Raw genomic sequence first — 13,879 nt, 5'->3', positions numbered from 1 at the left:
GCCGCGATGAGCCTTCCAAAAACCGTGCGGGCCTATTCGAGCGCCCTCGGGCCTGCAGACTGTGTTGCCGGCACGTTCCACTACGATGTCACCTCGGGGCGGCTCGATTGGTCCGATGAGTTGTACACGCTCCACGGGTACCGCCGCGGCGAGATCGTACCCACCGTGGAGCTTCTCTACGCCCATAAGCACCCTGATGACAGGGAGCGCTGCCACGAGATTTTCATGGCGGCCTGCGAAGCTGGCGGATTCTTCTGCAGCTACCACCGCATCATTGATGCGCGCCTGCGGGAACACCGTGTCCTTACCGCCGGCGAGGCGCTCCTGGAGGACGGCAGGCTTATTGCTGTTGAGGGATTCATCGTTGACCTGACCAGTACGCTGCACTGGGAAACGGAACGGGCGGCACGGGAAGCGGTTGCAGGTGCCCTTGGCACGCGGAGCACCATCGAACAGGCGAAAGGCATCTTGATGGGGATCCTTCGGATTGGTTCCGAGGCTGCCTTCGATCTGCTGGCCAAGCACAGCCAGGACACCAACATCAAGGTGGCCAGCACGGCTGCCGACCTCGTGCAGCTGGCCAACAGTCCGCAGCAGGCGGCATTGCTGGATACATTCATCCAGGAACTGCGGCGGCCCTTCGAAGGCCACGCGGGCAGCCCTGCGGAGAAGGACGGCGTGCCCAGCTGCTAGGGCGGGCCGCAGCCGCTCAGGCCGCCAGGCAGGCCGTAAACCGGGCGGCCTGTTAGCCGGGCAGTCCGATAATTTCGTCAGTCCCTAAAGCCCGTCAGTCCGCGAAGTCCCCGGCGCGGCGGCGGAAGTCGGCGAGGATCCGGATCAGCTGGTCCACATCCTTATCGGCGAAACCGGAGTGGCCGAAAACCTCGGCGTTGAGCACCGCCGTCGCCCGTTTTGCCAGGGTACGGCCCTCGGCCGTGAGTTCGATCAGGGTGGTGCGCCCGTCGGTGGGATGCGGCGACCGGACCACCAGCCCCGCCGTCTGGAGACGGTCGACGGCGTTGGTCACCGAGGTGGGATGGACCTGGAGCAGGGCGCTCGCCTTGTTCATGGGCAGGGCGCCGCTCCTGGCGAAGCTGAGCAGGGCCAGAAGTTCATAGCGGGCAAAGGTCAGTCCGAACGGCTTCAGGGCCGCCTCGATGCGGGCCAGCAGGATCTGCTGGGTGCGCATGATTGCGGTGATGGCAGCCATCGGGGCGGCGACGTCGCCCCAGCCGTGGCGCTCCCAGTTGCGCTGGGCATCGGCAATCGGGTCACGGGGCAGCGGGGGGCTCACGGCTCAGCCTTGGCTTTTCAGGCCCGGGAAATCCGTTTCGGAGTACTCCGTTCCCAGACCCGGGGGACTGGCCGTGCTGTGCTGGGTGCCGTGCGCGTGGCGGAGCTCCTCGCTGTGCCGCAGCTCGACCCGGCGGATTTTGCCCGAGATGGTTTTCGGCAGTTCGGCGAACTCCAAACGGCGGATGCGCTTGAACGGGGCCAGGTGGTCACGGCAGTAGCGCAGGATCTCCTCCGCGAGTTCGGGTCCCGGTTCGTGGCCGGCCGCCAGCACCACGAATGCCTTGGGTACGGACAGCTTGAGCGGATCGGGGGACGGGACCACGGCGGCCTCCGCCACCGCCGGGTGCTCGATGAGCACGCTCTCCAGCTCGAACGGGGACAGCCGGTAGTCGGAGGACTTGAAGACGTCGTCGTCCCGGCCCACGTAGGTAATGACACCGTGCTCGTCCCGGCTGGCCATGTCGCCCGTGTGGTAGTAGCCGCCACGGAAAGCCTCGGCCGTTTTCTCCGGGTCGCCGTAGTACGACTTCATCAGCCCGGCGGGGCGGGGATCCAGACGCAAGCAGAGCTCGCCGTCGTCCGCCTCTTCTCCGGTGGCCGGATCGACAAGGACCACGTCGTAGCCAGGCAGGGGCTGGCCCATGGCGCCGATCTTGACGGGCTGGCCGGGGGTGTTGGCCACCTGCACCGTGGTCTCGGTCTGGCCGAAGCCGTCGCGGATGGTCTGGCCCCAGGCGCGCTGGACCTGGCCGATGACCTCTGCATTGAGCGGCTCGCCCGCCGAAACAACCTTGGTGGGCGGATTCGTGAGGAGGCTGAGGTCGGCCTGAATGAGCATCCGCCAAACAGTGGGCGGGGCGCAGAAGCTGGTGACCTTCTCGCGGTCCATCTGCTCCATGAGCGCCCTGGCATCGAAGCGTTCGTAGTTGTAGACGAACACGCAGGCCTCGGCAATCCACGGGGCGAACAGGTTGGACCAGGCGTGCTTCGCCCAGCCCGGGGAGGCGACGTTCAGGTGGACGTCGCCTGGCTCCAGGCCGATCCAGTACATCGTGGACAGGTGGCCTACCGGATACGAAGTGTGCGTGTGTTCCACGAGCTTGGCCTTGGAGGTGGTGCCCGAGGTGAAGTAGAGGAGCAGGGTTTCGTCGGCCAGGGTGGGCGCGTCGGGTATGAACCCTGCGGGGGAGTGCGCCGAATCCGCATACTGCAGCACCTCCCCGATGCCCGCGCCGGCGCCGCCGGCATCGGGGATTTCGATGAGCCGGTAGCTGCCGGGCACGCCGGCAAACTTGCCAAGGTTGGAACTGCCGACGGCGGCCCAGCCCGCCTCACCGCGCTCCACCCGGTCCTTCAGGTCCGCGGGACCCATGAGGGTGGTGGTGGGGATCAGCACGATGCCAAGCTTGATGCCGGCCAGCACAATTTCCCACAGTTCCACCTGGTTGCCCAGCATGATGATCATGCGGTCGCCGCGCTTCACGCCCTGACTGCGGAGCCAGTTGGCCACTTGGTTGGACCGTGCCGACAGTTCGGCGAAGCTGCGACGGGTGGCCCAGCCGTCCTGTTCCACGATGACGAGCGCAGGGTTGGCGCCGCTGGCAGGATCACCGGCGATGGCGTCAAACCAGTCGATTGCGAAATTGAACTCCGTGGGCCGCGGCCATTCGAAGGTGGTCCTTGCCCGCCGGTAGTCCTGGCGCAAAGCGAGCAGTTGGTCCCGTGCGGTACGGAAGTCGTCGGTGACTGTCATGGGGCACCTTTCACCCGGGAATGCACGTCCTAGTGATCCACATCACTGTGCAATATACTAGGACATCCAAGGGTTTGGAAGAGCGAAGGGATCTATGCCCGTGCAGCCACAAGGACGTGACAACGGACAGCCCGCAATGGCCACAACGGGGGAAGCCGCGGCAGCGGAAACGGTGAGTGCACCGCCGCCGTTTGCCAATGCGGATCTCATGTACGTGGCGGACCTGCTGCCGCCGGCCGAGCGGACACGCTACCTCGAAATCAGGGACTTCCTGCAGTCCAGGGTGCGGGCCCAGTCCATCGAGTACTGGAACCGGGAGGAGTTCCCGTTCGGCCTCCTCGCAGAGCTGGGAAAGCACGGACTGGGCGGGCTGCAGACGGACGGGACATCCACACTCTTCAAGGGCCTCATGTACGTTGAGGTGGCCCGGGCCGACGTCTCCCTGTCAGCACTGGTGGGCATTCACAACGAGCTGATCGTCGGCATGATCGACGCCCTGGGGTCGGACGAGCAGAAGCAGCGGTGGCTGCCGGGACTGACAGCCTTCACGCAGCTGGGGGCCTTCGCGTTGACTGAGCCGGAACACGGCTCGGACATTGCCGGCGGGCTGGCCACCACGGCCCGCCTGGAGGGCGCGGAATGGGTCATTGACGGCGCCAAGCGGTGGATAGGTGCCGGGACGATCGCCGACTTTGCGCTCGTGTGGGCCAGGGACACGGCCGACCAGCAGATCAAGGGCTTCATTGTTGAGACGGACCGCCCTGGCTACACGGCCACGAAGATCAGCAACAAGATCGGGCTGCGGATCATGCAAAATGCCGACATTCGGCTGGATGGAGTCCGCATTCCGGAAGCCAACATGCTTCCGGGAGCCACGGATTTCACCAAGGCCAATGAGTTGCTGAGGGATTCGCGGGCGTGGGTGGGCTGGCAGGCCGCCGGGATTCAGCTGGCGGCCTTTGATGTTGCCCGCGCCTATTCGCTGCAGCGCCGCCAGTTCGGCAAGGAGCTGGCGCGCTTCCAGCTCATCCAGCAGCAGCTCGCCGAGATTCTGGGCAACGCGTCGGCCTCTTTGGCCCTGATGGCGCAACTGGCCCGGATCCAGGCGGAGGGCAAATTGGAGATGGCACAGGCGGCGATGGCCAAGGCCACCACAACGCGACTGGCGCGCGCCTCCGTAGCCATGGGTCGCTCGCTGCTCGGCGGCAACGGCATCAGCAGCGATTTCGAGATGGGAAAGCTCTTCGGCGATGCGGAGATCCTGTACACCTACGAGGGCAGCTACGAGATCAATTCCCTGATTGTGGCGCGCGCGGTGACAGGGAAATCGGCCTTCGTGTAGTTCACGCTGGGCCGGATAGAGCGTCACTTGACCGGCGCCTTTACCCGGTTGGTGCTTGTTACTCGGTCGGCGCCTCTAGTTGGCCAGGGGCGGCGGCTTTCCGCGCTGCGGCCTCCAGCTGCTCCACGTAGGCGGCCTGCTCCGCCGCGCCCCGCTGTGGAAGGTTGGGGTCATTGAGGCCCTGACCTGCGGAACCGTCGATGAGTTCCCGGATGATGTCGGCATGGCCCAGGTGCTGCGCCGTCTCGGCACACATGTGCACCAACATCTGGTGCAGGGTGACGTGCCGGCGTTCTTCCCGCCACCAGGGCACAACACCAGGAGCATCCAGCGGCAGGGCCTCGATGGTGGCATCGGTGTGCGCTGCTGAGAAGTGGTGCAGTTCGATGATCTCGGCACGGGTCTGCTCCGGGGTGGCCCACATGTCCGCGTCGGGCTCCGCGCCGTCCGCGAACCATGGCAGCTCCCGGCCGCTGGGCCGCCCGAACACCTCGCCGAAGTAATCCAGTTCCACACTGGCCACATGCTTGACCAGGCCCAGGAGATTGGTGCCCGTGGGCGTCATTGGCCGGCGGACGTCATACTCACCCAGGCCGTCGAGCTTGGCCAGGAGCTGGGCGCGCCGCGTCCGCAGGTAATTATGCAGAGTCGCTTTTTCATCCATGGCGGCACTCTACCGGCAGGGGCACACTCTCCCGGCCGGGGCGCCGAAAGCTGCGGGCACCAAAAACTCCCCTGTGCGTGCCAGGCACGGACAGGGGAGCCGTTGGAAAGCCGTTACAGCGGGCGAATGTTCTCTGCCTGCGGACCCTTGGGGCCCTGGGTCACTTCGAATTCGACCTTCTGGTTTTCATCCAGGGAGCGGTAGCCGCTGGAGGCAATTGCCGAGTAGTGGGCGAATACATCTGCCGATCCGTCATCCGGAGCGATGAAGCCGAAGCCCTTTTCGGCGTTGAACCATTTAACTGTGCCTGTTGCCATTGCTACTTCCTTTGTAACCCTTATTCTGGTCCTGCTCCGACAGCAGGCAGAGGCGGAAACTGTTGTCCGCTGTCTCCAACCTATGGGCCATCTGCCGGGCGTGCAATAGCTGCCGTCATCAGGAGTCCCACCTGTCACGGGAGATTCTGTCCGCAATCGCTCGCTGAAGACCCCGTTTTCCGGGCTAGGCAGTGCCGTCCGGCCCCTGCCCGGTGTCCTCCCACATCACATCGAGATTACGGAATACTGGTGGACCGTCACACAGGGCCGCCATCTTCGCGGCGAAGTCGGATGTCTCCGGCCGGTTGGAATTCTCCATCGCGGATTCATAGGAGTCGAATTCCACGATGGTGAAGTACGTCCCGGGACGGTCGCGGTCCGCAGTGGCGATGATGCGGCGGAACGTCGGGGCGGTGGTTCCCTCGGTTCGTGACGGGCGGCCCAGCGCTTCGATCTCCTCGATGCGTGAAGTCTGGAATTCGATGATCTGCACAAACCCGGCCATGACGGCTCCCTCGACGGCGGTGGATGCTGGTGCGGATCACGGTAGACCTGGCGCCGTGTCCGCGCAACCGTTTTTGGCGTGGGCAGCACGGGCTGGCCGCAGCACACCCGGCCGCTGTCACCGCATGCCCTCCCGGCGGATGGCGGTGGCGATGGCCGCGGCCCTGGTCTCCACGCCCAGTTTGGCGTAGATGTGCGCGAGGTGGGTCTTGACGGTGGCCTCGGAGATGAACAGTCGCTGCCCCAGCTCCCTGTTGCTCAGCCCCTCGGTGAGGAGGCTCAGGAGCTCGGCCTCCCGTGGCGTCAGGACCTCGTCAGGATTGCGCAACTGCTGGAACAGACGGGAGGCCACCGGCGGGCTCATGACGCTTTTGCCCTGGACGGCACCACGGATTGCCGCGAAGATCTCCTCCGGTGCGGCGTCCTTGAGGAGGTACCCCATGGCCCCGGCGTCCACGGCACGGACAATGTCGGCGTCGGAATCGTACGTGGTAAAGACCAGCACGGCCTGCCTGCGGTTATGCTCACGGAGCTTCCTGATGGCCTCGATCCCGTCCATGCCCGGGCCCATGGCCAGGTCCATCACCACCACGTCGGGGGAGTGCGCTTCCACGGCGGCCAGGGCTTCCTCGCCGGAGGACGCCTCCGCCACCACCTCGATGTCCGGCTGGGTCCCCAGCAGGGCCCTCAGCCCGCTGCGGACCACCAGGTGGTCGTCCACGAGGAGCACTGTAATGACGGTCATCCTTCCCCCTTCACGGGCAGCTGCGCCGCCACGACAGTTCCCTCGCCCGGGGCGCTTTCCACCGAGAAAGCGCCGCCCAGCTGCTCCACCCGCTGCCGCATGGCACGCAGTCCGTAACCTCCGGCGTCCGACGGCGGTGCTACCGCCGCCGGGTCGAAGCCCGTACCGTCGTCGTAAATGTCGAGCGTGACCGCATCCGGCAGGAAGCCAAGGGTGATGGTGGTGGTGTCCGCGGCGGCGTGCAGCCTGATGTTCGCGGCGGCGCTCTGCACCACCCTGAGGAGTGCATGCCGGACTTCGGCCGGGACTGTCCGGGGTTCGCCGGTGACCAGCAGCCTGGCGTCCGGCACGTACTGGGAGGCGGCCTGCAGCAGGGCGTCCGGCAGCGGCGAGGCGTCGAGGCCGGGAGTGGCCAGTTCGTGGACCAGGCTACGGGTGTCGGACAGGTTCCGGCGCAGCAGCTCACTGGCCTGCCGGAGATCCTGCCGGGACGCCGGCTCCGGCCAGGCCCGGTTTGCGGCTTCGAGCAGGAGCAGGCTGCTGGCCAGGCCCTGGGTCACAGTGTCGTGGATCTCCCGGGAGACCCGCTCGCGCTCCGCGATGGTGCCAGCACGGCGCTCGCTGGCCGCCAGTTGCCCCTGGGCAAGAGATACTTCGTGGTGCAGGCGCCGCTGCTCGGCGGCGTCGTGCTCAATGCGGTCGTAGATCAGCGTCAGCAGGACGCCGACGGCGAGCGGGCCCAGGAGCATGGCCAGGTCGCTGCCGTCGCTCAGCCGGAACAGCCCCGCGGCGGTGGCCGCCGCCGTCGCCCCCGCCGCAGCGTAGGCGACCGCCCCCGTGAAGGCGATGCGGCACAGGAAGAACAGCGCAAACGAACACCAGGCGAAGCTGGGCGCGGAGACCACCAGCACGGCCCAGACCGCCACGAGGATGAACATCCACAGAGCCCAGGGCCGCCGGCGCTGCGCGAGCACGGCGATGACCGCGTAGAGGGCGCAGGCGGCGGCCGCCAGTGCGAGGACCAGGAGGTTGTCCTGGGCACTGTGCCGCATCACGTAGCGCACCACCGAGGCGACCATGAGCACGGCAAAACCCAGGTGGACCGCGGCGTCGATCCGTCCCAGGCGGCTGCCAGGAGCAGGGCCGGTGCGCGCGGGAGGAAGTTCCGGTGCGGCGGTGGGGGCTGGGGAGGGCATGGCGGTCCGGTTCCGGTGGGGGACGTACTAGCAAACCATGCTATTGCCCGCGCCTTTGCTGGTCTCTCAGCCTTTTGGCTGATACCGCCAGCCCAAAGGACCAGCCAGCCCCACCTGATGGCCTGATGCATCCGCTCTGCGCCAGGTCCACCATGGAGTTGTAGCCGTTTGGCTGCGCCTGCAATCACGGGATTCCGGTCCCGGCATACCCAGCTGGCCGCTCCCCGAAAGCCGCCCACCGAAGGAGAACCACCGTGAAGAAGTCCCAGAAGATTTTTGCCGCCGCGGCAGCCGGAGCGCTCGTGATCACCGCCGGTGCCACCGCCGTCGCCAATGCCGGATCAGGGTCTTCCCCAGGGGCCGCTTCGGTCCAGCCGGCGGCAGCCCAGGCCGCAGTGCCGGCTGCAGTGCCCGCCGCAGACGTCCAGCCGGGTGCGGACAACGTCGTCGCCCAGAACCGGATCACGGTTGGCGCCTCGGCCAAGGCAGTGGGCGCTGCGCTCGCCAAATGCCAGGCCGACAAGCTGCCCTTCGTGACCGTGGCCCTCGTGGACCGGTTCGGCACCGTGCAGGCACTCCTGCGTGGTGACAACGCTGCCGAGCACACCATCGAGTCCGCCAAACAGAAGGCGTACACCGCAGCAGCGTTCGGCAGCCCCACGAGCGAACTCGCCAAGCGCATCAGCGGCAACGGTCCGAGCATCGCCGACCTTCCCGGCACCCTCTTCCTCCCGGGCGGTGTCCCGCTGAAGGTGAACGGCGTCTCCGTGGCGGGCATCGGCGTCGGTGGCGCCCCGGACGGCAAACTCGATGAAGCCTGCGCCGAAGCCGGTGCCGCCGCAATCGCCGTCAAGTAGGTTGCGGGCTTTGAACGGGGACGGGTGCGATGGCGGCCGGCTGGCCGCCGCTGTCCCGCTCGCGGGCCTGGCGGTGCTGGTGGCGTCCCTGCTGACCGGATGCGCTTCCGGCTCGCCATCGGCCGGCGGCCCGGCCCCAGCCAGTTCAAGCCAGGGAGGCTCAATGCCGGCGGGTTCCAGCGCGAGCGATGGCAATGCAACGCAGGGAAACCCGACGGCGGCGGACGGTTCCACAGTGAGCGGGACTGCGCGGCCGCCGTCGTCCGCCCCCGCCGCCCCACGTCCCTCCCTTTCCCCGGCCGAACAGCAGAAGCTCGACCAGCGGCTGGTCCTGGCCGCAAAGGCCAACGACGCCGCTCTCGTGGCCCAGCTGATCAGGGACGGCGGAAATGTGAACGCCAAGGATGCCATCCAGGACTCGGCCTTCCTGTACGCGGGTGCCGAGGGCTTCAACGAGATTCTGCGGCTGACCCTGGCCAACGGTGCGGACGTCAGGAGCACCAACCGGTTCGGCGGCACCGCCCTGATCCCGGCCAGTGAGCACGGGCACGTGGAGACGGTGCGGATGCTCATCGCCGCCGGCGTCCCTGTCAATCACGTGAACAAGCTCGGCTGGACCGCGATGCAGGAAGCCATCCTCCTGAACAACGGGGGCCCGAGGCAGCAGGACGTGGTCCGGCAGCTGCTCGATGCCGGGGCCGACCCCAACATCAGGGACCCGGAGGGCAGAACGGCTCTGGAGAATGCCGAGCGGCTGGGCTTTGCCGAGATCGCCCGGCTGATCCGCGCCCGCGGCTGAGGGCCCGGATCGGCAGCGCTAAAGCCGGGCCGGATCGGCGAGCTCCGCCTCAACCGTAAACTCTGCCTCCGTCTTCTCCCGGATTTCTGCCACGGTGACGCCGGGGGCGAGGCTGGTGAGCGTGAGCTGCCGGCCGCCGTCGTCCTTTTTGCGGAGGTCGAAGACGGCGAGGTCACTGATGATGCGGTCCACGACGCCGACGCCGGTCAGGGGCAGCGTGCAGTTGGTGACGATCTTGGCTGAGCCGTCTTTGGCGTTGTGTTCGGTGAGAACCACGACGCGCGGGGTGCCGGCGACGAGGTCCATGGCGCCGCCCATGCCCTTGACCATTTTGCCGGGGATGGTCCAGTTGGCGAGGTCGCCGTTGCCGGAGACCTGCATGGCGCCGAGGATGGCGACTTTGACGTGCCCGCCGCGGATCATGCCGAAGGAGGTGGCGGAGTCGAAGATGCTGCCGCCGGGCAGGACGGTGACGGTCTGCTTTCCGGCGTTGATGAGGTCGGCGTCCTCCTCGCCGTCGTAGGGGAACGGGCCCATGCCGAGCAGCCCGTTCTCGCTCTGCAGGACCACGCGGACGCCGTCGGGCAGGTTGTTCGCCACCAGGGTGGGGATGCCGATGCCGAGGTTGACGTAGTCGCCGTCGTTCAGTTCTTCGGCCGCGATCGCAGCCATGTCATTCCGGGTCCAGGCCACGGGGTCTCCTTGGGGTTAAAAGTGGGGGCAAAAAGGCGGGCTGAAGCGTCCGTTCGCGTTCAGACGGCGAGCGGTTCGGTGCGCGGGCGGACGGTGCGCTGTTCGATGTCCTTGACCCGGTTGCTGGCCTGGACCAGGTGCTGGACGTAGACGCCGGGCGTGACGACGTGGTTCGGATCCAGCGCGCCCGGTTCGACGATGACCTCCGCTTCGGCGACGGTGACGGCGCCCGCGGTGGCGACTACCGGGTTGAAGTTCCGGGCGGTGTAGCGGTAGATCAGGTTGCCGTCGGTGTCGGCGGCGTGGGCGTGGACCAGTGCGACGTCGGCCAGGATAGCGCGCTCCCGGACATATGTTTCGCCGTCGAACTCCGCCAGCGGCTTGCCCTCGGCCACCAGGGTTCCCACCCCGGTTTTGGTGTAGAACGCGGGGATGCCGGCGCCGCCGGCGCGCAGCCGCTCGGCCAGGGTGCCCTGTGGGGTGAACTCCACCTCCAGGTCACCGGCGAGGTACTGCTCGGCGAACAGCTTGTTCTCGCCGACATAGGACGCGATCACCTTGCGGACCTGGCCCGCCTCGATCAGGATGCCCAGGCCCTTGCCGTCCACGCCCATGTTGTTGGACACCACCGTCAGCTCCTTCACGCCTGAGTCGCGCACGGCCTCGATCAGGTCGGCCGGAATTCCGCTGAGGCCGAACCCGCCCACGGCAAGGGTGATCCCGTCCCGAAGAACACTGTTCAGGGCTTCGGTGGCGGTGGATTTCAGTTTCGGCATGGCGTCTCCTCATTGAGCTGGCCCTAAGTCCACTTTATGGACATCGGTTCTGACTGTGGAGCGTATGTGTGCTCGAGCAGGCCTGTCAAGGATCTTGCGTCGCCGGACTGCTCGCGGTTTTACACTGTGGACGGTAGGCTGGCAAGTGTCCACATTATGGAAACCGAAGGGGAATCCGTGAACCAGGCACCGGTGCAAGGCGCACAGGTTGTTAGCCGCATTGCAGGGCTGCTGCGCATCGTTGGGCGCAAGCCCGAAGGAAGCCCGCTCACAGAGCTGGTGCGGGACTCGGGGCTGACCCGTCCAACCGTGCACCGCCTGCTGACGTCACTCGCGGCGGAGGGCCTCCTGGACCATGACCCCCAGAGCGGGAACTGGGTGCTCGGCCCCGAGGCCCTGCTGATGGGTTCGGTGGCGGCCGCGCGCTTTCCGTTGGAGGACCTGGCGAGGCCCAGCCTGCGACGCCTTGCCGAGGAGACCGGTGAGAGTGCCTTCTTCTCGATCCGGCGGGGCGCCGAGACCGTGTGCCTTCTGCGGGAGGAGGGCAGCTTCCCCGTCCGATCCTTCGTGCTTCACGAGGGTGTCCGGTTTCCGTTGGGAGTGGCATCGGCGGGAACGGCGATCATGGCGTTCCTGCCCGAACCGGAACAGGAACAAATCCTGGGCGACTGGGCTGCCCACGCCGGCAAATACGCCAACGGACACCCGGAAAACGTGGTCCGGGACAACCTGCACCAGACCCGCCGGAGGGGCTACTCGGTGAACCCGGGACTGGTGCTGGAGGGAAGCTGGGGGATGGGTGCGGCCGTTTTCGACCAGGCCGGCCGTCCGTCCTGGGCACTGTCCCTGACCGGGATCGAACCACGCTTCCGTGATGACCGCCGCGAACTGCTGGGGTGGCTTCTGCTGGAGGAGGCCCACCGGCTCACCGTCCGGCTCGGCTCAGGACAGCGCAAGCGGCCGAACTAGCGCCGGCTCACTCCCTCGCGCAGCGGCCAGCCTGGCTGACCTGCCTGCCCAGGAACCGGGGCAAGCTGTTGTGGTGCCTGACGGGCGTGCCTACCCTTGCAGGAGAGTCCTTCCCCTGCAGAAGCCTGGACGGCACCGAAGGAGCCAGAGTCATGAGCACACGGGTCTACTTTGAGGAATACGGCGATCCGCAGGTCCTGAAGGTGGGCACGGAGAAGCTGGCCGAGCCGGGTGACGGCCAGGTGCGGGTGGAATTCCGGGCGGTCAGTGTCAACCCCGCGGACTGGAAGCTCGTGGCGGGCTACCTGAAAAAGTGGGTTCCCCTGGACTTTCCGGCGGTGCCCGGCAGCGAGGCGGCCGGCGTCGTGACCGCAGTCGGACCCGCATTCGAAGGGTTTGCGGTGGGTGACGAGGTCATCTGGAACGGATGGCTGGGCGGCTACCGGACTGAAGCCGTGGTGCCGGCAAATCAGCTGACTCCCTTGCCTACTGGCGTGGACTTCGAGCAGGCTGCCTGCGTCCCGGTGGCAGGAGGCACGGCGTACTCCGCCCTGAAGCAGCTCGCCGTGGGAGCCGGGGACACCGTGCTGATCCATGGCGCCGCCGGCGGGGTTGGCTCGGCCGCCGTCCAGATAGCACAGGCCTTCGGTGCCCGGGTGATCGGCACCGCGTCGGAGGCCAACCAGGAGTACCTCGGCGAGCTTGGCGCCGAACCCGTAACGTACGGGCCAGGTCTCGCCGACCGGGTCCGGGCGCTGGCCGAGGACGCCGGAACGGTCACCGCAGTCCTGGACACCGTGGGGAGCGAGGACTCGCTGGCAGCAACAGCCGAGCTGTTCCCGGCCGCCGGCCGGGCGGTGACCACCGTTCCGGGCGAGCAGTCATCCGCGGCCGGGCTGGCCGCCGTTCAGCAGCTGGATGGCCGGGTGGCCGAAGTGGGGACGCTCGCCGCCGACGGACAGATCACCTTCACGATCGCGCACCGGATGCCGCTGATCGAGGCTGCCGACGCACTCGAAATCAGCCGCGGCGGCCACGGCCGCGGGAAGATCTTGCTGCTGCCCTAGGTGTGCTGTCCAGGGGCTGCCCGCCCGGCCAAACGCCTTAGAGTCCTGCCCTGGCCTCTTCCGGTCCCTCGTGCTTCCACCAGGTGTCGAAGATGCTGACCGGAACGGTGCGCTTGTGCCGGGTCCGCAGGTATTTCTGTTCGATCAGCTCTGCTGCGGTGTCGCCCACGTCGCGGCCTTCGAGATAGTCGTCGATCTGGTCGTAGCTCAGGCCCAGTTCGTCCTCGTCAGTGCGGCCCGGCCTGTCGTCCAGGAGGTCGGCCGTAGGCACCTTCTTCCACACCCGCTCCGGGGCGCCGAGATGCTCCAGCAGGGCACGGTTCTGCCGCTTGTTCAGGCCGAACAGCGGCAGGATGTCTGCCCCGCCATCGCCGTACTTGGTGAAGAACCCGGTGACGGACTCAGCGCCGTGGTCGGTGCCGATGACGAGGTAGTTGTGTTCCCCGGCCAGGGCGTACTGGGCGATCATGCGCGTGCGTGCCTTGGTGTTGCCCTTGTGGAAGTCGGAGATCCCGTTGCCGACCGTCTTTTCGAACTCGTCCTCAAAGCCGTCGACGGCGGCGGAAATGTTGAAGGTCCATTCCTTGGAGGCCTTGATGAAATCCAGGGCCACCTGGGCGTCCTCCTCGTCATGCTGGACGCCGTAGGGAAGGCGGACCGCCACGAACTGCGCGTCCGTGCCTTCCGACTGCAGCTCTTCGACGGCGAGCTGCGCGAGCCGCCCGGCGAGCGACGAGTCAAGGCCGCCGGAGATGCCCAGGACAAATCCCTTGGTGCCGGTGGCCCTGAGGTACTCCTTGAGGAAAGTGACGCGTTTGCGCACCTCCTCTGCGGGATCGATCCGGGGCTGGACGCCCATTTCTTCGATGATCTTGGCTTGGAGTGTGCGCATGGAAAACAG

At 67.0% G+C, this 13,879-nt stretch carries 16 protein-coding genes; 6 read left to right on the top strand and 10 right to left on the bottom strand.

Annotated elements, in window-relative coordinates; translation table 11 throughout:
- Positions 1–6: 6 nt before the first annotated feature.
- Positions 7–693: a PAS and ANTAR domain-containing protein gene (locus AC5RWD_RS12290; protein ID WP_494020263.1), complete on the top strand. Its 687-nt coding sequence runs from the start codon at positions 7–9 to the stop codon at positions 691–693.
- Between the two features lie 94 nt (positions 694–787).
- On the opposite strand, the gene AC5RWD_RS12285 is transcribed toward AC5RWD_RS12290, so the two are convergent.
- Together AC5RWD_RS12285 and AC5RWD_RS12280 are read right to left on the bottom strand one after the other, a co-directional pair.
- Positions 788–1,294, bottom strand: coding sequence for a MarR family winged helix-turn-helix transcriptional regulator (locus AC5RWD_RS12285; RefSeq protein WP_494020262.1), 507 nt, complete (start codon positions 1,292–1,294; stop codon positions 788–790).
- 3 nt (positions 1,295–1,297) lie between these two features.
- Positions 1,298–3,049: an AMP-binding protein gene (locus AC5RWD_RS12280; RefSeq protein ID WP_494020261.1), complete on the bottom strand. Its 1,752-nt coding sequence runs from the start codon at positions 3,047–3,049 to the stop codon at positions 1,298–1,300.
- A gap of 136 nt (positions 3,050–3,185) precedes the next feature.
- Between AC5RWD_RS12280 and AC5RWD_RS12275 the strand changes: the two genes are divergently transcribed.
- Positions 3,186–4,391 (top strand): acyl-CoA dehydrogenase family protein, encoded by a 1,206-nt coding sequence (locus AC5RWD_RS12275; protein WP_494020260.1) that lies wholly within the window; start codon positions 3,186–3,188, stop codon positions 4,389–4,391.
- A 58-nt stretch (positions 4,392–4,449) separates the two neighbouring features.
- Here the strand turns inward: AC5RWD_RS12275 and AC5RWD_RS12270 are convergent, their stop codons facing one another.
- The 5 genes from AC5RWD_RS12270 to AC5RWD_RS12250 form a co-directional block, all read right to left on the bottom strand.
- A complete protein-coding gene (locus tag AC5RWD_RS12270; RefSeq protein WP_494020259.1) occupies positions 4,450–5,055 on the bottom strand; it encodes a DinB family protein in 606 nt (201 codons plus the stop codon).
- Between the two features lie 113 nt (positions 5,056–5,168).
- Positions 5,169–5,372 (bottom strand): cold-shock protein, encoded by a 204-nt coding sequence (locus AC5RWD_RS12265; protein ID WP_003799085.1) that lies wholly within the window; start codon positions 5,370–5,372, stop codon positions 5,169–5,171.
- Positions 5,373–5,556: 184 nt separating this feature from the next.
- A complete protein-coding gene (locus tag AC5RWD_RS12260; RefSeq protein ID WP_494020258.1) occupies positions 5,557–5,877 on the bottom strand; it encodes a putative quinol monooxygenase in 321 nt (106 codons plus the stop codon).
- 117 nt (positions 5,878–5,994) lie between these two features.
- The gene (locus AC5RWD_RS12255; RefSeq protein ID WP_494020257.1) at positions 5,995–6,621 is read right to left on the bottom strand and encodes a response regulator; all 627 of its coding nucleotides are present in this window, start codon (positions 6,619–6,621) and stop codon (positions 5,995–5,997) included.
- Positions 6,618–7,817, bottom strand: a complete 1,200-nt coding sequence (locus AC5RWD_RS12250) for a sensor histidine kinase (protein WP_494020256.1) — start codon at positions 7,815–7,817, stop codon at positions 6,618–6,620. The genes AC5RWD_RS12255 and AC5RWD_RS12250 overlap by 4 nt, the downstream gene beginning before the upstream one ends.
- Before the next feature lie 254 nt (positions 7,818–8,071).
- On the opposite strand from AC5RWD_RS12250, the gene AC5RWD_RS12245 reads away from it, so the two are divergent.
- Positions 8,072–8,674 carry a GlcG/HbpS family heme-binding protein gene (locus AC5RWD_RS12245; protein WP_494020255.1) on the top strand — a complete coding sequence of 201 codons (603 nt, stop codon included), beginning with the start codon at positions 8,072–8,074 and terminating at the stop codon, positions 8,672–8,674.
- A gap of 10 nt (positions 8,675–8,684) precedes the next feature.
- Positions 8,685–9,473 (top strand): ankyrin repeat domain-containing protein, encoded by a 789-nt coding sequence (locus tag AC5RWD_RS12240; RefSeq protein WP_494020254.1) that lies wholly within the window; start codon positions 8,685–8,687, stop codon positions 9,471–9,473.
- Positions 9,474–9,491: 18 nt separating this feature from the next.
- Here the strand turns inward: AC5RWD_RS12240 and AC5RWD_RS12235 are convergent, their stop codons facing one another.
- The gene (locus AC5RWD_RS12235; protein ID WP_494020253.1) at positions 9,492–10,166 is read right to left on the bottom strand and encodes a CoA transferase subunit B; all 675 of its coding nucleotides are present in this window, start codon (positions 10,164–10,166) and stop codon (positions 9,492–9,494) included.
- 59 nt (positions 10,167–10,225) lie between these two features.
- Complete coding sequence (locus AC5RWD_RS12230) at positions 10,226–10,942, bottom strand: CoA transferase subunit A (protein WP_494020252.1); 717 nt, start codon at positions 10,940–10,942, stop codon at positions 10,226–10,228.
- Between the two features lie 156 nt (positions 10,943–11,098).
- Here AC5RWD_RS12230 and AC5RWD_RS12225 point away from each other — a divergent pair, with 156 nt between their 5' ends.
- Positions 11,099–11,911 (top strand): IclR family transcriptional regulator, encoded by an 813-nt coding sequence (locus tag AC5RWD_RS12225; RefSeq protein WP_494020251.1) that lies wholly within the window; start codon positions 11,099–11,101, stop codon positions 11,909–11,911.
- A 152-nt stretch (positions 11,912–12,063) separates the two neighbouring features.
- Positions 12,064–12,978 (top strand): NADP-dependent oxidoreductase, encoded by a 915-nt coding sequence (locus AC5RWD_RS12220; protein ID WP_494020250.1) that lies wholly within the window; start codon positions 12,064–12,066, stop codon positions 12,976–12,978.
- A gap of 37 nt (positions 12,979–13,015) precedes the next feature.
- Here AC5RWD_RS12220 and nadE read toward each other — a convergent pair whose 3' ends face one another.
- Positions 13,016–13,870: an NAD(+) synthase gene (nadE, locus tag AC5RWD_RS12215; RefSeq protein WP_494020249.1), complete on the bottom strand. Its 855-nt coding sequence runs from the start codon at positions 13,868–13,870 to the stop codon at positions 13,016–13,018.
- Between the last annotated feature and the right edge of the window lie 9 nt (positions 13,871–13,879).

Source organism: Arthrobacter sp. CMU6 (assembly GCF_059090205.1).
This window is presented reverse-complemented; position numbering and strand designations above follow the sequence as displayed.

Bases quoted from the DNA above. Each gene is read 5' to 3' on its own strand.
- AC5RWD_RS12260 (WP_494020258.1), bottom strand. From the start codon at position 5,877: ATGGCCGGGTTTGTGCAGATCATCGAATTCCAGACTTCACGCATCGAG.
- AC5RWD_RS12270 (WP_494020259.1), bottom strand. From the start codon at position 5,055: ATGGATGAAAAAGCGACTCTGCATAATTACCTGCGGACGCGGCGCGCC.
- AC5RWD_RS12290 (WP_494020263.1), top strand. From the start codon at position 7: ATGAGCCTTCCAAAAACCGTGCGGGCCTATTCGAGCGCCCTCGGGCCT.
- AC5RWD_RS12220 (WP_494020250.1), top strand. From the start codon at position 12,064: ATGAGCACACGGGTCTACTTTGAGGAATACGGCGATCCGCAGGTCCTG.
- AC5RWD_RS12225 (WP_494020251.1), top strand. From the start codon at position 11,099: ATGGAAACCGAAGGGGAATCCGTGAACCAGGCACCGGTGCAAGGCGCA.
- AC5RWD_RS12230 (WP_494020252.1), bottom strand. From the start codon at position 10,942: ATGCCGAAACTGAAATCCACCGCCACCGAAGCCCTGAACAGTGTTCTT.
- AC5RWD_RS12280 (WP_494020261.1), bottom strand. From the start codon at position 3,049: ATGACAGTCACCGACGACTTCCGTACCGCACGGGACCAACTGCTCGCT.
- AC5RWD_RS12250 (WP_494020256.1), bottom strand. From the start codon at position 7,817: ATGCCCTCCCCAGCCCCCACCGCCGCACCGGAACTTCCTCCCGCGCGC.
- nadE (WP_494020249.1), bottom strand. From the start codon at position 13,870: ATGCGCACACTCCAAGCCAAGATCATCGAAGAAATGGGCGTCCAGCCC.
- AC5RWD_RS12275 (WP_494020260.1), top strand. From the start codon at position 3,186: ATGGCCACAACGGGGGAAGCCGCGGCAGCGGAAACGGTGAGTGCACCG.
- AC5RWD_RS12255 (WP_494020257.1), bottom strand. From the start codon at position 6,621: ATGACCGTCATTACAGTGCTCCTCGTGGACGACCACCTGGTGGTCCGC.
- AC5RWD_RS12265 (WP_003799085.1), bottom strand. From the start codon at position 5,372: ATGGCAACAGGCACAGTTAAATGGTTCAACGCCGAAAAGGGCTTCGGC.